This window comes from Desulfuromonas soudanensis, from assembly GCF_001278055.1.
GTDB lineage: Bacteria > Desulfobacterota > Desulfuromonadia > Desulfuromonadales > WTL > Deferrimonas > Deferrimonas soudanensis.
This window is the reverse complement of sequence record NZ_CP010802.1, coordinates 254,609-270,265: the sequence shown is the minus strand read 5'-3', so window position 1 is coordinate 270,265 and position 15,657 is coordinate 254,609. Positions and strand designations below refer to the sequence as shown.

Sequence of the window (15,657 nt, the reverse complement as noted above, 5' to 3'; positions counted from 1 at the left end):
TATCCGGCCCCGGTGTTCAGACGGCCTCTTGCCGCTTGACCGGCACCACCGGCGGGGCGAATCGGCTCCCCTCCGGATAGCCGTCAACGAAATCCCGGATGCATTTGGTGGGGCACTTCTCCACCGCCGCGCCGGATTCCTGATAATGCTCGTAGACGACCTTCGCCAGGAAGTCCTCGATCACATAGGCCTCGGGGACCGTCTTCTTGCAGATCATGCAGGCGATGCAGCCGACCTGGCAGTACTTGCGCACCGCCGCCCCCTTGTCGTGACTGTTGCACAGCACGTGCACCGTGGCGTCGAGGGGGGTCATGGCGATGACCTGACGCGGGCAGGCGCCGACGCACTTGCGGCAGCCGGTGCACTTTTCCCGGCTGATGACCGCCAGCCCCTCGGAAGTCATTTCGATGGCGCCGAAGGGGCAAACCCGGGCGCAGGTGCCGAGGCCCAGGCAGCCGCCAGGACAGATCTTGGGACCGTCGGCGATGCGCTGGGCGGCGACGCAGTCGACGACCCCGAGGTAGCGGTACTTGGCCGCAGCCCTGAGATTGTCCCCCTGGCAGAGGACCACGGCGACCTGCGGCGCCGCACCGACGGCGGCCACCCCCATGATATGGGCGATCTTCTCCAGGGTCGACTGGCCCCCGGGGGTGCAGAGACTCGGCTCGGCCTTCCCCTCGGCCACGGCCTTGGCGTAGGCGCTGCAGCCGGGGTAACCGCAGGCTCCGCAGTTGGCGCCGGAAAGGGTCTCCAGCAGCGCCAGCTCCCGGGGGTCGACCTCGACGGCGAACTTTCTGGCGGCGACGCCGAGGGTGACTGCGGCCAGGAGTCCGATACCGCCGATACTCAGAACAGCTTCGATCATGAATGACGTCCTTCTCTAAACAATCCTCCCCCTACCCCTTGACCAGTCCGGCAAAACCCATGAAGGCCAGGGAAAGGAGGCCGGCGGTGATGAGGGCGATGGCGGTGCCGCGAAAGCTTGCCGGGACGGGGGAAAGGTCGATCCGTTCCCGCAGGCCGGCAAAAAGAACCATGGCCAGGGTGAAGCCGAGGGCGGCGCCGAGGGCGAAAATCACGCTCTCGAGAAACGAGTATTCTTTCTGGATATTGAGTACGGCCAGACCGAGGACGGCGCAGTTGGTGGTGATCAGGGGGAGAAAGATGCCGAGGGCCTGGTAGAGGACGGGGCTCGTCTTCTGCACCACCATCTCCACCAGCTGCACCAGGGAGGCGATGACGAGGATAAAGGCGATGGTCTGCAGGTATTCGATGCCGAAGGGGATGAGGATGAAATACTGGATGAACCAGGTGACGACGGCGGCGATGGTCATGACAAAAGTCACAGCCATCCCCATGCCGAGAGCGGTTTCCACCTTTTTCGAGACGCCGAGGAAGGGGCAGATCCCGAGAAAGCGCGAGAGGACGAAGTTGTTAACGAAAATCGCGCCTACCAGGATCAGCAGCAGTTCGGTCATGGCGCACTCCTTCCGTGGATCAAGGACTAAATTGGTCAGACCAAGGTTTATAAAACAACTTTCGGGTCGTTGTCAAATGCTGAATTCCAGATAAACCGCGCCGGCGGCGGCCGCACAGAGGGAGGGAGGGGGCTCTCGCCCGCCGATAGGAAAAATTTTTGCCCTCCACTCCCGGGCGTCGCCGCGGAGGGCTCCTTGACAAGGCCGAAGACGCTGTGCTAATCAATTCGCATCTTTTGCCGCTTCGGGCGGCACCCAACCCTTACCGCGATCCGCATCCTCAAGGGGGAGCCATGAACCATCAGAAATCCGCCGCCTTTTTCACCGAAGCCAAGCGCACCATTCCCGGCGGGGTCAACAGCCCCGTCCGCGCCTTCAAGTCCGTCGGCTGCGACCCCATCTTCATCAGCCGCGCCGAAGGGTCGCGCATCTACGACGTCGACGGCAACGCCTATATCGACTACGTCGGCTCCTGGGGGCCGATGATCCTCGGCCACTGCCATCCCAAGATCGTCGAGGCGATCACCGAGGCGGCCAAGAGCGGCGCCTCCTTCGGCGCCCCGACGGAAAAGGAGATCGTCCTCGCCGAGATGGTCTGCGAGGCCTTTCCCAACATCGAGATGGTGCGCATGGTCTCCTCGGGGACCGAGGCGACCATGAGCGCCATCCGCCTCGCCCGCGGCTACACCGGCCGCGACAAGATCCTCAAATTCGACGGCTGCTACCACGGCCACGCCGACTCCCTCCTCGTCAAGGCCGGCTCGGGCGCCGCCACCTTCGGCGTCCCCACCTCCCCCGGGGTTCCCGCCGACTTCGCCAAGCACACCCTGACCGCCACCTACAACGACCTCGACGACGCCAGGGCCGTGGTCGAGGCCAACAGGGGAACGATCGCCTGCATCATCCTCGAGGCGGTCGCCGGCAATATGGGGTGCGTCGCTCCCCGGCCCGGCTTCCTCGAGGGACTGCGGGCGCTGTGCGACGCCGAGGGGATCCTCCTCATCGTCGACGAGGTCATGACCGGCTTCCGCGTCGCCTTCGGCGGCGCCCAGGAGCGCTTCGGGGTGCGCGGCGACCTGGTCTGCCTCGGCAAGATCATCGGCGGCGGCCTCCCCGTCGGCGCCTTCGGCGGCCGGCGCGAGATCATGGAGATGCTCTCCCCCGTCGGCGGCGTCTACCAGGCCGGCACCCTCTCGGGAAATCCCCTGGCCATGAGCGCCGGGATCGCCACCCTGAACCTCCTCAAGGCCGAAGGGTTCTACGACCTCATCGAAGAGAAGAGCGCCTACCTGGAAAAAGGTCTTCTCGAGGCGGCCAAGGAGGCGCCCTTCAAGACGAGCTGGCAGCGTGTCGGCGGCATGTTCTGCACCTTTTTCACCGAAGGGCCCGTTTATTCCTTCGCCGACGCCGCCAAAAGCGACACGAAAGCCTTCGGCAAGTTCTTCCGCGCCATGCTCGAGGAGGGGATCAATCTCGCCCCGAGCCAGTTCGAGGCCGGCTTCATGAGCGCCGCCCACTCGACGGACGACCTCGACCGCACCATCGAGGCTGCGCGCCGCTCCTTCAAAAGCCTTTAGGAGCCTCCCCGCCGGCAAAAAGGCTCCGGACCCGGACGGAAGGGATCGATTTTCCCGGACCAAACCCGACCGATAAAAACACAAGAGCCTCCAGGTCGATAAACCTGGGGGCTCTTCCTTGTTTGTCCGGATATGCTCCGAATGAGTCCGGCGTCTACCGGCCGCCCGTTACCCCCCCGGATTCGCCAAAATAGACGAAGGGCCCCGAGACCCCCCCCATGGGAGGTACGTTGAGGCCATTGACGCCGCTTTCCTGATCCGAGTTGTGATATAAACAGGGAAAACCTCCCGCACTTTAAATCTCTCCCAAAAAAAAGAGCCCCCATGATCCCCACCGCCTTTGCCACCCTCCCCCTCGACCCTTCGCTCCTCGAGAACCTTACCTCCCTCGGCTACAGCGAAATGACGCCGATCCAGGCCCGCAGCCTGCCGCCCATCCTCTCCGGAAAGGACGTCATCGCCCAGGCCAAGACCGGCAGCGGCAAGACCGCCGCCTTCGGCATCGGCCTGCTGTCGCGCCTGGTGGTGAGTCACTTCGGCGTCCAGGGTCTGGTGTTGTGCCCGACCCGCGAGCTCGCCGACCAGGTCGGCAAGGAGCTGCGACGGCTCGCCCGTTTCACCGACAACATCAAGATCCTCACCCTCTGCGGCGGGGTCCCCTTCGGCCCCCAGCTCGGCTCCCTCGAACACGGCGCCCATATCGTCGTCGGCACCCCGGGGCGCCTCCTCGACCACCTGCGGCGCGGCAGCCTCAACCTCAAATCGTTGCGCATGCTCGTCCTCGATGAAGCCGATCGCATGCTCGACATGGGCTTTTCCGAGGATCTCTCCGCCATCGTCGCCAGTGCGCCGAGCAATCGCCAGACCCTGCTCTTTTCGGCCACCTACCCCGAGTCGATTGCCGCCATGAGCGCCACCGTGCAGCACCAACCGGTCACGGTGAAGGTCGAAGCGATTCATGACGGCCGGGCGATCCGGCAGATTTTTTTCAATGTGGAGCGCGTCGAGCGCCTTGCCGCCCTGGCGCGGATTCTCGGCCATTACCGATTCGAATCGACCCTGGTCTTCTGCAACACCAAAAAGGAGACGCAGGAGGTGGCCGATGCGCTGACCGAGCGCGGATTCTCGGCGCTGGCGATCCACGGCGACCTCGAGCAGCGCGAGCGAGACCAGGTGCTGGCGCGGTTTGCCAACAAAAGCGTCTCCATTCTCGTCGCCACCGACGTGGCGGCCCGGGGAATCGACATCAAGGAGCTGACGGCGGTGATCAACTTTGAGCTCACCCGCGATCCGGAGGTGCACATCCACCGCATCGGCCGCACCGGCCGGGCCGGCGAAGAGGGGCTGGCCCTGAGCCTGGTGACCGCCGCGGAGAATCGACGGGTGGCGGCCATTGAAGAGTATCTCGGTGATCCCGTTCCCCGCGCCGAACTGAATACCCTGACCATGCCGTCGTCCGCCCCCCTCGAACCGCCCATGGTGACCCTCTGCATTGACGGCGGCCGCAAGAACAAGGTGCGCCCCGGCGATATCCTCGGGGCCCTCACCGGCGAGGCGGGAATCGCCGGAAGCGAGGTCGGCAGAATCAATGTCTTCGATTTTCACACCTACGTCGCCATATCCCGCCCCAGCGCGAGAGTCGCCCTGGCGCGCCTGAGCGCCAACAAAATCAAGGGGCGCTTTTATAAAATCCGCAAATTCGACTGAGCGGACGCGGCAAAGAACAAGCAACGGTCGACAGATTATGGTGACAGGGGACTAAAGGGGAGCGCGCATGGGGAAGGACAATCTCATCCGGAGGGGAACAGGGGACTACAGGAGAGCCAATCTTGCCCTCTTTTTTGCCGGGTTTGTCACCTTTTCCACCCTCTACGATTTTCAACCACTCTTTCCGAACCTGGTGAGCGAATTCGCCATTTCCCCGACCGTCGCCAGCCTCACCCTCTCCTTTGCCACCTTCGCCCTCGCCTGGACGCTCCCTCTCTCCGGAACCCTCTCCGACGCTCTCGGGCGACGTCCGCTGATGGGGGTGGCGGTTATTCTGACGTCCCTGCTGACCCTGGTCACCGCAACCCTCGACTCCCTGCCGGCCATCCTCGTCCTGCGCCTTATGCAGGGGATCGTTCTTGCCGGGGTTCCGGCTGTCGCCATGGCCTACCTGAGCGAGGAGATCGAGCCGCGGTCGGTCGGCAACGCCATGGGACTCTATATCGCCGGCAACGCCTTCGGCGGCATGACGGGGCGGATCCTGACGGCCTGGCTCACCGACTTCATCCCCTGGCGTTCGGCCATCGGCGTCATCGCCGCCATCAGCCTGGTCCTCGGCGTCTTTTTTCTGATTCTTCTCCCCCCCTCGCGCAATTTTCAGCGCCGGCCCTTCCATCTCGGCCAGCTCACGGCGTCCCTGGTCAATCACCTGCGAAATCCGGGGCTCCTTTGCCTGTATCTGGTCGCCTTCACCTGCATGGGCGGCTTCGTCACTCTCTACAACTATGTCACCTTCCGACTTCTCGGACCGGACTTCGGCCTGAGTCAGACCGAGGTTGCGCTGATTTTTCTCGCCTATGCCTTCGGTGCTTTCGGCTCGAGCTTCATCGGCGCCCTGGTCCACCGCTTCGGCCGCGGCCGCCTCCTCTTCTACTCCCTTGCGATCATGACCGCAGGGCTCGCACTCACCCTGCTGGCCGCCCTCCCGGCCGTAATTGCCGGCATCGTCATTTTCACCATCGGCTTCTTCGGCGTCCACTCCGTCGCCTCGACCTGGGTCGGTTTTCTCGCCACCCACTCCCGGGGGCAGGCCTCTTCCCTCTACCTCTTCTTCTATTACCTGGGGTCGAGCATCTCGGGGACGGCCGGAGGATTTTTCTACGGCGCCTGGGGATGGACCGGAGTCGTCCTCCTCATCTTCCTCCTGATCGGCCTCGCCGTGCTGGCGGGCCGGCGCCTTGCGTCCCTGAGCCGGGGAGCCGAATCGGCGTCCCCCCTTTGCACACCGGCTGACTGCCCATAGAACCCCTCCCCCCTTCAACGAAAGAGGCCCCCAAACCGTCAGGTTCCGGGGGCCTCTTTGTTTCATTTTTTTTTGGAGTTCAGGCGATGGAGACCACCTCGATCTCGAAGGTCAGCTCCTTGCCTGCCAATGGGTGATTGGCGTCCATCGTCACCCGGTCCCCCTCCACGGCGACCACCCGGATCGACAGGGGGTGCCCGTCGGCGGTCTCGGTTTCGAGCTGCTGCCCCGGCTGGGGGTTGAGCCCCTCGGGAAACTGGCTGAGCTCCACCTCGAGGACCATCTCCTCGCGGTGGGGACCGTAGGCCTCCTCGGCGGGGATCGTCACCCGGGTACTCTCTCCGACATTAAGGCCGAGAACGGCCTCGTCGAACCCCTTGATCAGCTGGCCGCCGCCGACGGTAAACTCGAGGGGGTCGCGCTGCCGCGAAGTGTCGAAAACCGTGCCGTCGGCGAGAGTGCCGGTGTAGTGAACTTTAATGGTATCATCGGTCTTGATCTGTGCCATGGTGTCTCCTTCCGGTCCTGATTTTTTTAATCGGCCCGACCACCATAGCAGAATTTCCGGCAAAAGTGGGGATGAACCTGACGGCGACCCGCGGTCGAATCCTTTGACATCACCGGATTCACTGGGTTATACAGGGATGTTTTTCCGTCAGGAACCCCGTTTTCCCCTTCCTACACCCCCGGAGGTCGCACCATGTCGTCCGCCCACAGCAACCCTCTCAGGGCGATCCTTTTCGCCTTTTTCGCCAACCTCGGCATCGCCGTCATCAAAACGGTCGCCGCCGTCTTTTCCGGTTCGAGCAGCATGCTCGCCGAGGCGATCCATTCCTTCGCCGACACGGGCAATCAGCTCCTTCTCCTTCTCGGCCTGAGCCGGGCAAAAAAACCGGCCGATGTCGAGCACCCCCTGGGGTACGGCAAGGTCAGCTACTTCTGGAGCTTCATGGTCGCCATCATCCTCTTCAGCGTCGGCGGCCTCTTCTCCGTCTACGAAGGGTGGCACAAACTTCAATCTCCCGAACCGGTGCAGCACCTGTGGCTGGCCCTGTCCGTTCTCGGAGCGAGCATTGTCCTCGAGGGAGTCAGCATGCGCGGCTGCCTGCAGGAGATCAACAAGAGCCGCCGGGGGCGCACTCTGCGGGAGTGGCTCAAACAGAGCCGCAATTCCGAACTGATCGTAGTCTTCGGCGAGGACCTGGCCGCCCTCCTCGGGCTGACCCTGGCCTTTGTCTTTCTCCTCGTCGCCGGGATCAGCGGCGACGGCCGCTACGACGCCTACGGCTCCATCTGCATCGGCGTGCTGCTGATCGTCGTCGCCATCCTCATCTCGATCCTCGTCAAGTCGCTCCTCATCGGTCGCAGCGCCGACCCCGAACTCACCGCCGCCATCGAGGAGATCATCGGCGGCGACCCGGATATCCGCGAGGTCTTCCATGTGATCACCCTGCAGATGGGCGCCCGGGTGATGCTGGCGGCAAAGATCCGTCTCGCCGCGGGCCTGGAGATCGGAGTGGCCTGCGAAAAGATCAACGCCCTGGAGACGCAGATCAAACAGAGATTCCCGGAAATCGGCTGGTGTTTTATCGAACCGGACGTACGGGACTGAAAAAAGGGGGGTCCGCCGGTATCAGTGCAACAACGTCACATTGTCCTTGGACCAGGTCTTGTGCTCGCCGTTCTCCAGTTCGACCTCGATGGTGTCGTCGGGGAGGCAGGCGATGACCTTGCCGACCTGGTGGATGACAATGTGCCTGACGCGCCGCTCGGCGCCCGAACCGACGGCCTGACAGATGTTGGCAAATTCCTCGTGCCGCATCATGATTCCGCTCCTTTCTCCTGCAAAGAGTCCGTTTTTGCGAATGTTTTCAATATAACACGGCGCCGGGACATTGCCACCGGCCCGGCCGGTGGGGGAAGCCACACCGATTCGCGCGATACGAAAGAGGGACGCCCCCGGCCGGAGGTGTCCCTCTTTTTTATCCGCGAAAGATTCTCCTATTCCCAGTCAGCCCCCTCGGCGCCCCCTCCGCGGTACAGGGCCCCGAAGAGTTCCAGATGGGTCAGATAGAGGCGCAGATCGAATTCCAGCTGGTGGTAGGCCGGCTCCATGTGGTTGCACAGCTGGTAGAAGGCGCGGTTGTGCTCTTTTTCCCGCAGGTGGGCCAGTTCATGAACGACGATCATGCGCAAACACTCCGGTGGGGCGATCTTGAACACTGCCCCGATGCGGATCTCGTTCTTCGCCTTGAGCTTCCCCCCCTGCACCCGGGAGGCGAAGGTATGCAGGCCGAGGGCCTGGTGGACGACGTGGATCTTGCCGTCGAAGACGACCTTGCTCAAGGGGGGCGATTGGCGCAGCGAGGCGTTCTTGATGGCGAGGGCGTAGGCATAGAGCGCCTTGTCGGTCCTGATGTCGTGGGGGGCGGGGTATTTGCGCAACAGCACCGTCCCCAGCCGCCCTTCGGCTATCAGCGTCCGCACCTGCGCGGTAACCTGCTCGGGATACCCCCCGAGATAGGGAAATTCCTTCATCGGCGTCCTCACAGGGGAGCGAGGCGGGAGAGGAGGACCGGCACGGCCGCCTCCACCCGCAGAATGCGCTCGCCGAGGGTCACGGCGGTAAAGCCGCACCCCTGGAGCCTTTCGGCCTCGTAGGGGATAAATCCCCCCTCGGGGCCGATGGCCAGGGTCACGGCTCCCGGCGAGACCCGGGGACAGGGGGCGTTCCCGGCCGGATGGGCCAGCAGCGCCGTCGTTCCGGCGCAGATCGCCGGCAACTCGTCCTCGACGAAGGGCCTGAAGAGGGGGCGCAGATGGACCCGGGGGAGGACCGTGTCACGGGCCTGCTCGAGGCCGAGGACCAGCGGTTCGGCGAGTTTTTCTGTCGAGAGGAGGGGGCTCTTCCAGAAGCTCTTCTCCACCCGGAAGCTGTTGATCAGGTAGATCGTCTTGACCCCCATGGAGGTCGCCGTGATCAGAATCCGCTTGAGCATCTTCGGGCGCGGCAGGGCCAGCACCAGGGTCACCGGAAGCGGCGGAGGCGGATTTGTCCCCAGTTCCACCGCCATCTCCAGACCGGCGCCGTCGAGAAGGAGCACCCGGCCGTTCCCGATCATCCCCCCTTCGAGGCCGACGACCAGCACATCCCCAACCGCCGCCCGGTGCACCTCGAGGACATGGCGCAGACGCCGCCCCTGCAGGAGGACCCGTCCCGGAGCGACGAAATCTTCGGCAAAAAGGAGAATCAGGTTCATCGTCCCCCTCCGGCGGCGAGGGTCCGGCGCTCATCTTCCGGGAGGGCATCGACGTACTCGGCCATCCCCCGCAGGGTGTTGGCGAAGAAGCTGCGCTCCCTCCCCCGGATATCGGCAGGGAGTCTGCCAAAGTTGCCGAAATGCTCATCGCGGGCCAGAAGCCAGGCAAAGAGGGATTCTTCGCGCCCCTCCGCCGCGGCGGTCGCCGCCACCCCCTGCACCCAGAGGTGGAGCTGGCTCCGGGCGATCCCCAGATGCCCGAGAGCGTCCTCGACCAGGCCGTAGTGGGCGAAGATCATGGCCTTCGGGCGCAGGGCGATCATGGCCTCGATGGAGGCGAGGGCGACGGCAGGGGCGAAGCGCGGCGGGGTGGCCGGGCGCAGGTAGATCCCCTTCTCCAGGGGGCAGCGCACGCCGGCGACCTCGCCGGCAAAGAGGAGATCCCCCAGGAGAAAACAGAGATGATGGGAGGCGTGCCCCGGGGTGGGAAAGACCCGGACGCCGAGAGCGGCGACCTCTTCGGCGCCGCCGATGCGCTCCTCGGGGACCGGGACGATCTCGCCGTAGGCCTCGGCCAGCGCGCCGAGGACCTTGCGCGACCCCTCCCAGAGCTTTCCTGGATCAACGAGGTGGCGGATCCCCTCCGAATGACAGATCACCCGCGCCTCGGGGTAGGCGGCCAGGAGGGCGCCGGCGCCGCCGGCATGGTCGATGTGGATGTGGGTGAGAAGGACATAGTCGAGGCGTCTCACCCCCAGCCGACCCAGTTCGGCAAGGAGTCGGGGGATGGTCGAAAGGGGGCCGGGATCGACGAGGAAGGTCCCCTTCTCCCCGCGGACGAGCCAGGCGCTGATGAACTGCCGGAATCCCTCGAGGGACGGCTGGTCGAGATTGATGCAGATCGGATCCGTGTGGTTCATGAAAAAATCCTTGTGACCATTGCGTTTGTTTGCCTTCTATAAAACAACGGACAGGCTCCTAGCGATACCCTTCCGCCTGCAGGGTAAAGAGCCGGGCATACTGCCCCCCCAGCGCCATCAGCGCCTGGTGGCTCCCCTGCTCCGTCACCGTCCCCCCCTGTATGACGACGATCGTGTCGGCCATGCGCACCGTCGAAAACCTGTGGGAGATGAGGATGGTCATCCGGCCGCGGCACAGCTCGCGGAAGTGCTCGAAGAGGGTCGCCTCGGCCCGGGCGTCCATGGTGGCGGTCGGCTCGTCGAGGACCAGGAGATCGGCGGAGGTGCGCATGAAGGCCCGGGACAGGGCGATCTTCTGCCACTGGCCGCCGGAGAGTTCGCGCCCCCCCTTGAACCAGCGCCCGAGCTGGGTGTCATACCCCTGGGGGAGGTTCTCGATGAAGTCGGCGGCCATCCCCTTGTCGGCGGCCTCCTCCCAGCACGCCCGGTCGTCGAAGTGTTCGACGTCGCCGGCGCCGATATTCTCGCCGACGATGAACTGGTAGCGGCCGAAATCCTGGAAGATGACGCCGATCCGCCGCCGCAGCGTCTCGGCGTCCCACTCCTGAAGGTCGAGGCCGTCGAGGAGGATGCGTCCGCCGTCGGGGGTGTAGAGGCGGGTGAGGAGTTTGATCAGGGTGGTTTTCCCCGAGCCGTTCTCGCCGACCAGGGCCAGGCTCTCCCCAGGACGCAGCTGAAGGCTGACCTGACGCAGGGCCGGCTCCTCGCCGCCGGGATAAGTGAAGCTGACCTCCTCGAAGCGGACCCCGTCCCCGGGGAGAGGCCCGACCGTCCGAGTCCCGGTCGGGGGCGGGAGGGGCTGTTCGAGATATTCGTAGAGGTTGGAAAGGTAGAGATTGTCCTCGTACATGCCGCTGATGGAGGAGAGACTGGCCGAGACGGCCGACTGCCCCTGTTTGAAGAGGAGGAGGTACATGGTCATCTGGCCGAGGGTGATGGCACCCTTGATGGCTTCGAGGGCGATCCAGGTGTAGGCGCCGTAGAGGGCGGCGGTCCCCACCAGCCCCAGGGCGAACCCCCAGGCGTCCCGGCGCAGGGTCAGGAGGCGGTCCTCGGCGAAGAGGCGTTGGAAGATCTCCCGGTAGCGCTGGAGGAGGCGCGGGCCCAGGCGGTAGAGTTTGACCTCCTTGGCGTGGTCCTCCCGGGCGAGAACCGTCTCGAGGTAGAGCTGCATCCTTGATTCGGGGGAGCGCCAGCGGAAGAGGCGAAACTTGTCCCCGGAAAACTTGGCCTCGGCAATGAATTCGGGAAAGCCGCCCAGAAGCAGAATCACCACCGCCCAAGGGGAGAACTTCACCAGGAGCGCCCCGTAGCTGACCAGGGAGATGCCGTTCTGCACCAGGCCGAAGGTGCGGGTGACCAGGCTTAACGGGCGGGTGGAGGCTTCGCGACGGGCGCGGGTGAGCTTGTCGTAGAATTCCGAATCCTCGAAATGGGCCAGACTCAGAGTCAGGGCCTTCTCGAGGATCATGACGTTGATCCGCTGGCCCAGCAGCGCCCGCAAAAGCGACTGGCAAAGGGATATGCCGCGTTGGGCGCCGGCAATGGCGGCGACGATCCCCCCCTCCCAGGCGACGAGAAGGAGGACGGCGCCGGTCTCCGGGACGCCCCCCGACCGCGCCGCCGTGCCGGCGGCGACCACGCCGTCGACGATCAGCCGCCCGACCCAGGCGGCCGCGGCGGGGAGGACGCCGGCGACGAGGGTGAGAAGAGCCAGCGCCAGGGTGAGGTCGCGCCGGGTCGACCAGACAAGGGACAGGGCCCGGCGGCTGTAGCGGAAGACGCCGACGAAACGCAGCGGCAGCTGCGGCTCCTCGGCACTCCAGTCGTGAACTTTCACTCGATTTCCTCATCCGTCAGAATTGTTTTCGCGGTATCATAGCGGTTCCCGGCGCCGCGGTCCATATCGATCCCGGCGGTGCCCCCTTCCCCCCCCATTTTCGAGGCAAAATGTTCGTCAAGGCCGCCACTTTTTTACTCTTCTTTATCGCCCTGGCTCCCGTCGCCGTGACCGCCGCCAGCCCCGGCCTCGAGGCGCTGCGACAGGGGCGGCACGCGGAGGCGGTGGACCTTCTTCGCCGCGAACTGCAGACGTCCCCCCTCGACCCCGAGTTGCGGCGGGGGCTCTCTCTCGGTTCCCTGGCCCTCGGCGGCGACCTGTTGAAAGAGGACGATCTGTCCGGTGCGCTGGAGATGTTCCGCCGCGGTGCCGAACTCTCTCCCGATGACGCACGCTTTCCCTTATATATCGGCTATGCCATGCTGCGCCAGGGGCGGACCGCAGAAGCCGAAGAGTCACTCCTCGAGGCGTTGCGGGAGGGGGGACCGTCCGGCGAAATTTATCACCTTCTGGGGCGGGTCTGTTACCGGGAGGGGCGGCTTTATGAAGCCCAGACCTATCTGGAGCAGGCCCTTCAATTGCAGCCTCAGCAGAAGGAGGTCACGGAGTTTCTAACAAAAATCCGCCGTGAGGTGAAGATTGCCGAAGGGATGGAAACGAGGCGGGGAGGGACTTTTGCCATCTCCTACGTCGACGGCGGCGAGGAACTTGGCGACCAGACATTGGAGGTGCTGCAGGAGGCCTATGGCGATCTCGGCTCGCTGTTCAATGCCTTTCCCGAGGGGTCCGTGACCGTGATTCTCTACGGCAGGAAGGATTTTGTCGCGGTGACCGGGGCTCCGGACTGGGCCGGGGGGGCCTACGACGGCAAGATCCGGGTGCCGGTGCGGGGGGTAAAGGAAATGACCCCGCAGCTGCGGCGCATCCTCTACCACGAGTACGCCCACCTCCTCCTCTGGACCCTGACCCGCGGCAAACTCCCCCTCTGGCTCAACGAGGGGCTGGCCCAGGTTGCCGAGGGGGACCTCCACCACCGCCAGGAAGGCTACGGTGCTCCCCTCCCCTTTCCCCGCCTGGAGCGCTCCTTCGACGGGCTCAACGCCGAAGAGGCGGCAATAGCCTACCGCCAGAGTCGCGATTTCGTGGAGTGGCTCCTCGAGGAATACGGCTGGCCGCGAATGCTCGATCTCCTTCTGGCCCAGGGGCGCGGCGAAGCGTTCGACAAAGCCGTCGCCTCATTCCTCCTCTATTCCGGGGAAGGGTTCGAATCCGTGCAGCAGCGGTGGTTGGCGGAGCAATGGAGCCGCTAGACATAATGGCTGACAGGGGCTTACAGATAGCTGCGGCCGCCGAGGTAGGCCCGGGCGAAGAAGGGGGTTGAAAGATCGGCGATGCGCACCGTCTTGCCCGTGCGCGGGGCGTGGATGAATTTGCCCTCGCCGATGTAGAGGCCGACGTGGGAGACCTTCCGGCCGCCGGCGGTGGCAAAAAAGATCAGGTCCCCCTGACGCAGGCGGTCTTTGGCCACCGGCGTCCCGGCCTGAAACTGACTCCCCGAAACCCGGGGGAGATTGAGGCCATTGAGGCGATAGCAGACCATGGTCAGGCCGCTGCAGTCGAAGCCGGCGTCGCGATCGGTCCCCCCCCAGCGGTAGGGGACGCCGATGAAGCGCCGGGCCGTCTCCACCAGCTCGGCGCGCAGATCCCCCCGGCGCCCCCTGCCGAGGCGCGCCGCGGCGTAATCTTCGGGGATGACGATGAAGTAGTCGTCGATCATCCCCTGGGAGCGGAGCCCCTCGGCTTCGGTGCGGGCGAGACGGTAGGTTTTGTGATTGCCGAAGCGCACCTTGTAGAGCCCCGACTCGTGACGGAAATAATAGGCGTCGATCCCCTTGCCGTTGAGGAGACGCTCGAGGCGCACGGCATTATCCACGGAGGTGAAGGCGCCGACCTGCACGGAGTACCCCATGGCCTCGAGAGGGGCCCCATCCTCACTGGTCGTGATCGCATCGTCGAGAAGATCGGCGATCGGATCGGCCGTCTGCGCCGCTCCCCCCCGGGGAGGGAGCGGCGCAGGAGCACAGGAAGAGAGGAGCAGCGCCGCCAGCAGCAGCACGAAAAAAACGGTTTTCAGGAGGGAGGGCATCGTTCAAGCATCCTCTGGCCGGAGATGGCCCAGATTAGCACAACCCCCGGCGAAAGAGAAACACCCGCCCTGCCCGGTCAGTCCTCGGGGATAAGAACGCAGCAGATCACCTCGACCCGGCGGTTCTCGTAGCGTCCCTCCTCGGTGTCGTTGCTGGCGACAGGCCGCTCCTCCCCGTAGCCGCGGGCCGCCAGGCGCCGGGGGTCGATGTCGAATTTGGCGGCCAGATACTCGACGACCGCCTGGGCCCGGCGCTCGGAGAGTTGCCGGTTGTAGGCGTCCTCGCCCACCGAATCGGTATAGCCGGCGATGAGGATATAGGGGACGTCCTTGTGCTCGAGGATAAAGCGCCCCGCATTCTCGAGATCCTTCTCGAACTCGGGCTTGATCTCCGCCTTGTCGAAATCGAAGTTGATGTGCAAGGTCAGCTTCAGGGTACAGCCGTCGGCATCGACAAATTCCCCCTTGGGCGTGGCCGGACACTTGTCCCGGTCGTCCGTCACGCCGTCGCCGTCGGAATCGACCGGACACCCCCGGACATCGACCTTGATACCACGGGGCGTGCCGGGGCATTTGTCCTCGAAGTCGGCCACGCCGTCGCCATCGGAGTCGAGGGGGCATCCCTTCCCGTCGACCTTGACGCCGCGCGGGGTGTCGGGACAGCGGTCGAGATTGTCGCTGACGCCGTCGCCGTCGCTATCCCTCGGTGCCGGGGCCGCCGCCTGCGCCCGGGTCCCGCCGATCAGGTAGCTCAATCCGGCCATCAGGGCCAGGTTGTGGTTCGAATCCTCGGTGGTAAAGATATGCCGGGCGTCGGCGCGCAAGGCCCAGTCTTCGCTGAAAAAATACTTCGCCCCCACCCCCCAGTCGAGGAGAAAGGTGTCGTCCTGGGGGGCATTGCTGTCCAGGGCCATCCCGCCGAGACCGGCCGCCAGATAGGGAACCAGCGACCTGTCGGTTCGGAAATGATACAGGGCATCCAGCCGACCCTGGTGGCTGTCGATATCCTGACCGGCGTCGTTCTCGCTGGCGATGAAGCCGTAGAAGAGTTCGGCGCTCAACGCCTTGGTGAAGGCGTAATCGACCCCCAGACCGAAGATCGGTCCGTTATCCATGTTCTGCTGCCCCTCGAAGATGTAGCCGCCGACCATCGGCGACAGGGTCAGCGCCCCTTGCCGTGTCCCGGCAAAGGCCGGTGACAGGGCAAGGGGTACGAGAATAAAAGCCGACAACAAACACAGACACTGTTTTCTCATGGCGAGCCTCCTTGGGTTTCGGGCCAATGAAAAATCTTACTTTTTCCGTAGCCTCCAGATTAGCAGAGGAAAATGTAACCGCAATCGCACCGGTCATCCCTTTGAACAAA

At 64.5% G+C, this 15,657-nt stretch carries 15 protein-coding genes; 5 read left to right on the top strand and 10 right to left on the bottom strand.

The features are described 5' to 3' along the window. Positions 1 to 16: 16 nt before the first annotated feature. Complete coding sequence (locus tag DSOUD_RS01230) at positions 17 to 865, bottom strand: RnfABCDGE type electron transport complex subunit B (RefSeq protein ID WP_053549287.1); 849 nt, start codon at positions 863 to 865, stop codon at positions 17 to 19. 31 nt (positions 866 to 896) lie between these two features. After that, entirely contained in the window at positions 897 to 1,478 is a 582-nt protein-coding gene (rsxA, locus tag DSOUD_RS01225; protein ID WP_053549286.1) for an electron transport complex subunit RsxA, read from the bottom strand. 293 nt (positions 1,479 to 1,771) lie between these two features. Between rsxA and hemL the strand changes: the two genes are divergently transcribed. The 3 genes from hemL to DSOUD_RS01210 all read left to right on the top strand — a co-directional run bounded on the left by hemL (position 1,772) and on the right by DSOUD_RS01210 (position 6,065). Beyond that, complete coding sequence (gene hemL, locus DSOUD_RS01220; RefSeq protein ID WP_053549285.1) at positions 1,772 to 3,055, top strand: glutamate-1-semialdehyde 2,1-aminomutase; 1,284 nt, start codon at positions 1,772 to 1,774, stop codon at positions 3,053 to 3,055. Between the two features lie 324 nt (positions 3,056 to 3,379). Further along, positions 3,380 to 4,762: an ATP-dependent RNA helicase DbpA gene (gene dbpA, locus DSOUD_RS01215; RefSeq protein WP_053549284.1), complete on the top strand. Its 1,383-nt coding sequence runs from the start codon at positions 3,380 to 3,382 to the stop codon at positions 4,760 to 4,762. A gap of 67 nt (positions 4,763 to 4,829) precedes the next feature. After that, positions 4,830 to 6,065 carry an MFS transporter gene (locus tag DSOUD_RS01210; protein WP_053549283.1) on the top strand — a complete coding sequence of 412 codons (1,236 nt, stop codon included), beginning with the start codon at positions 4,830 to 4,832 and terminating at the stop codon, positions 6,063 to 6,065. Positions 6,066 to 6,144: 79 nt separating this feature from the next. Here DSOUD_RS01210 and DSOUD_RS01205 read toward each other — a convergent pair whose 3' ends face one another. Further along, positions 6,145 to 6,573, bottom strand: a complete 429-nt coding sequence (locus DSOUD_RS01205; RefSeq protein WP_053549282.1) for an FKBP-type peptidyl-prolyl cis-trans isomerase — start codon at positions 6,571 to 6,573, stop codon at positions 6,145 to 6,147. Between the two features lie 192 nt (positions 6,574 to 6,765). On the opposite strand from DSOUD_RS01205, the gene DSOUD_RS01200 reads away from it, so the two are divergent. Continuing rightward, positions 6,766 to 7,677: a cation diffusion facilitator family transporter gene (locus DSOUD_RS01200; protein ID WP_053549281.1), complete on the top strand. Its 912-nt coding sequence runs from the start codon at positions 6,766 to 6,768 to the stop codon at positions 7,675 to 7,677. Between the two features lie 21 nt (positions 7,678 to 7,698). Here the strand turns inward: DSOUD_RS01200 and DSOUD_RS01195 are convergent, their stop codons facing one another. The 5 genes from DSOUD_RS01195 to DSOUD_RS01175 form a co-directional block, all read right to left on the bottom strand. Beyond that, a complete protein-coding gene (locus DSOUD_RS01195; protein ID WP_053549280.1) occupies positions 7,699 to 7,890 on the bottom strand; it encodes a hypothetical protein in 192 nt (63 codons plus the stop codon). A gap of 176 nt (positions 7,891 to 8,066) precedes the next feature. Continuing rightward, complete coding sequence (locus DSOUD_RS01190; protein WP_053549279.1) at positions 8,067 to 8,603, bottom strand: M48 family metallopeptidase; 537 nt, start codon at positions 8,601 to 8,603, stop codon at positions 8,067 to 8,069. An 8-nt stretch (positions 8,604 to 8,611) separates the two neighbouring features. Further along, the gene (locus DSOUD_RS01185) at positions 8,612 to 9,325 is read right to left on the bottom strand and encodes a 16S rRNA (uracil(1498)-N(3))-methyltransferase (protein WP_053549278.1); all 714 of its coding nucleotides are present in this window, start codon (positions 9,323 to 9,325) and stop codon (positions 8,612 to 8,614) included. Continuing rightward, a complete protein-coding gene (locus DSOUD_RS01180; protein ID WP_053549277.1) occupies positions 9,322 to 10,245 on the bottom strand; it encodes an MBL fold metallo-hydrolase in 924 nt (307 codons plus the stop codon). The genes DSOUD_RS01185 and DSOUD_RS01180 overlap by 4 nt, the downstream gene beginning before the upstream one ends. Before the next feature lie 58 nt (positions 10,246 to 10,303). After that, positions 10,304 to 12,145, bottom strand: coding sequence for an ABC transporter ATP-binding protein (locus DSOUD_RS01175; RefSeq protein ID WP_198300349.1), 1,842 nt, complete (start codon positions 12,143 to 12,145; stop codon positions 10,304 to 10,306). A 110-nt stretch (positions 12,146 to 12,255) separates the two neighbouring features. On the opposite strand from DSOUD_RS01175, the gene DSOUD_RS01170 reads away from it, so the two are divergent. Then, positions 12,256 to 13,455 (top strand): peptidase MA family metallohydrolase, encoded by a 1,200-nt coding sequence (locus tag DSOUD_RS01170; protein ID WP_053549276.1) that lies wholly within the window; start codon positions 12,256 to 12,258, stop codon positions 13,453 to 13,455. Between the two features lie 20 nt (positions 13,456 to 13,475). On the opposite strand, the gene DSOUD_RS01165 is transcribed toward DSOUD_RS01170, so the two are convergent. Both DSOUD_RS01165 and DSOUD_RS01160 read right to left on the bottom strand, forming a co-directional pair. Then, positions 13,476 to 14,291 carry a C40 family peptidase gene (locus tag DSOUD_RS01165; RefSeq protein ID WP_232426480.1) on the bottom strand — a complete coding sequence of 272 codons (816 nt, stop codon included), beginning with the start codon at positions 14,289 to 14,291 and terminating at the stop codon, positions 13,476 to 13,478. Positions 14,292 to 14,368: 77 nt separating this feature from the next. After that, complete coding sequence (locus DSOUD_RS01160; protein WP_082350998.1) at positions 14,369 to 15,547, bottom strand: OmpA family protein; 1,179 nt, start codon at positions 15,545 to 15,547, stop codon at positions 14,369 to 14,371. Positions 15,548 to 15,657: the final 110 nt, after the last annotated feature.

Coding starts and splice junctions, on each gene's coding strand:
- DSOUD_RS01195 (WP_053549280.1), bottom strand. CDS start 7,890: ATGATGCGGCACGAGGAATTTGCCAACATCTGTCAGGCCGTCGGTTCG.
- dbpA (WP_053549284.1), top strand. CDS start 3,380: ATGATCCCCACCGCCTTTGCCACCCTCCCCCTCGACCCTTCGCTCCTC.
- DSOUD_RS01230 (WP_053549287.1), bottom strand. CDS start 865: ATGATCGAAGCTGTTCTGAGTATCGGCGGTATCGGACTCCTGGCCGCA.
- DSOUD_RS01165 (WP_232426480.1), bottom strand. CDS start 14,291: ATGCCCTCCCTCCTGAAAACCGTTTTTTTCGTGCTGCTGCTGGCGGCG.
- rsxA (WP_053549286.1), bottom strand. CDS start 1,478: ATGACCGAACTGCTGCTGATCCTGGTAGGCGCGATTTTCGTTAACAAC.
- DSOUD_RS01205 (WP_053549282.1), bottom strand. CDS start 6,573: ATGGCACAGATCAAGACCGATGATACCATTAAAGTTCACTACACCGGC.
- DSOUD_RS01210 (WP_053549283.1), top strand. CDS start 4,830: ATGGGGAAGGACAATCTCATCCGGAGGGGAACAGGGGACTACAGGAGA.
- DSOUD_RS01185 (WP_053549278.1), bottom strand. CDS start 9,325: ATGAACCTGATTCTCCTTTTTGCCGAAGATTTCGTCGCTCCGGGACGG.
- DSOUD_RS01190 (WP_053549279.1), bottom strand. CDS start 8,603: ATGAAGGAATTTCCCTATCTCGGGGGGTATCCCGAGCAGGTTACCGCG.
- hemL (WP_053549285.1), top strand. CDS start 1,772: ATGAACCATCAGAAATCCGCCGCCTTTTTCACCGAAGCCAAGCGCACC.
- DSOUD_RS01180 (WP_053549277.1), bottom strand. CDS start 10,245: ATGAACCACACGGATCCGATCTGCATCAATCTCGACCAGCCGTCCCTC.
- DSOUD_RS01200 (WP_053549281.1), top strand. CDS start 6,766: ATGTCGTCCGCCCACAGCAACCCTCTCAGGGCGATCCTTTTCGCCTTT.
- DSOUD_RS01170 (WP_053549276.1), top strand. CDS start 12,256: ATGTTCGTCAAGGCCGCCACTTTTTTACTCTTCTTTATCGCCCTGGCT.
- DSOUD_RS01160 (WP_082350998.1), bottom strand. CDS start 15,547: ATGAGAAAACAGTGTCTGTGTTTGTTGTCGGCTTTTATTCTCGTACCC.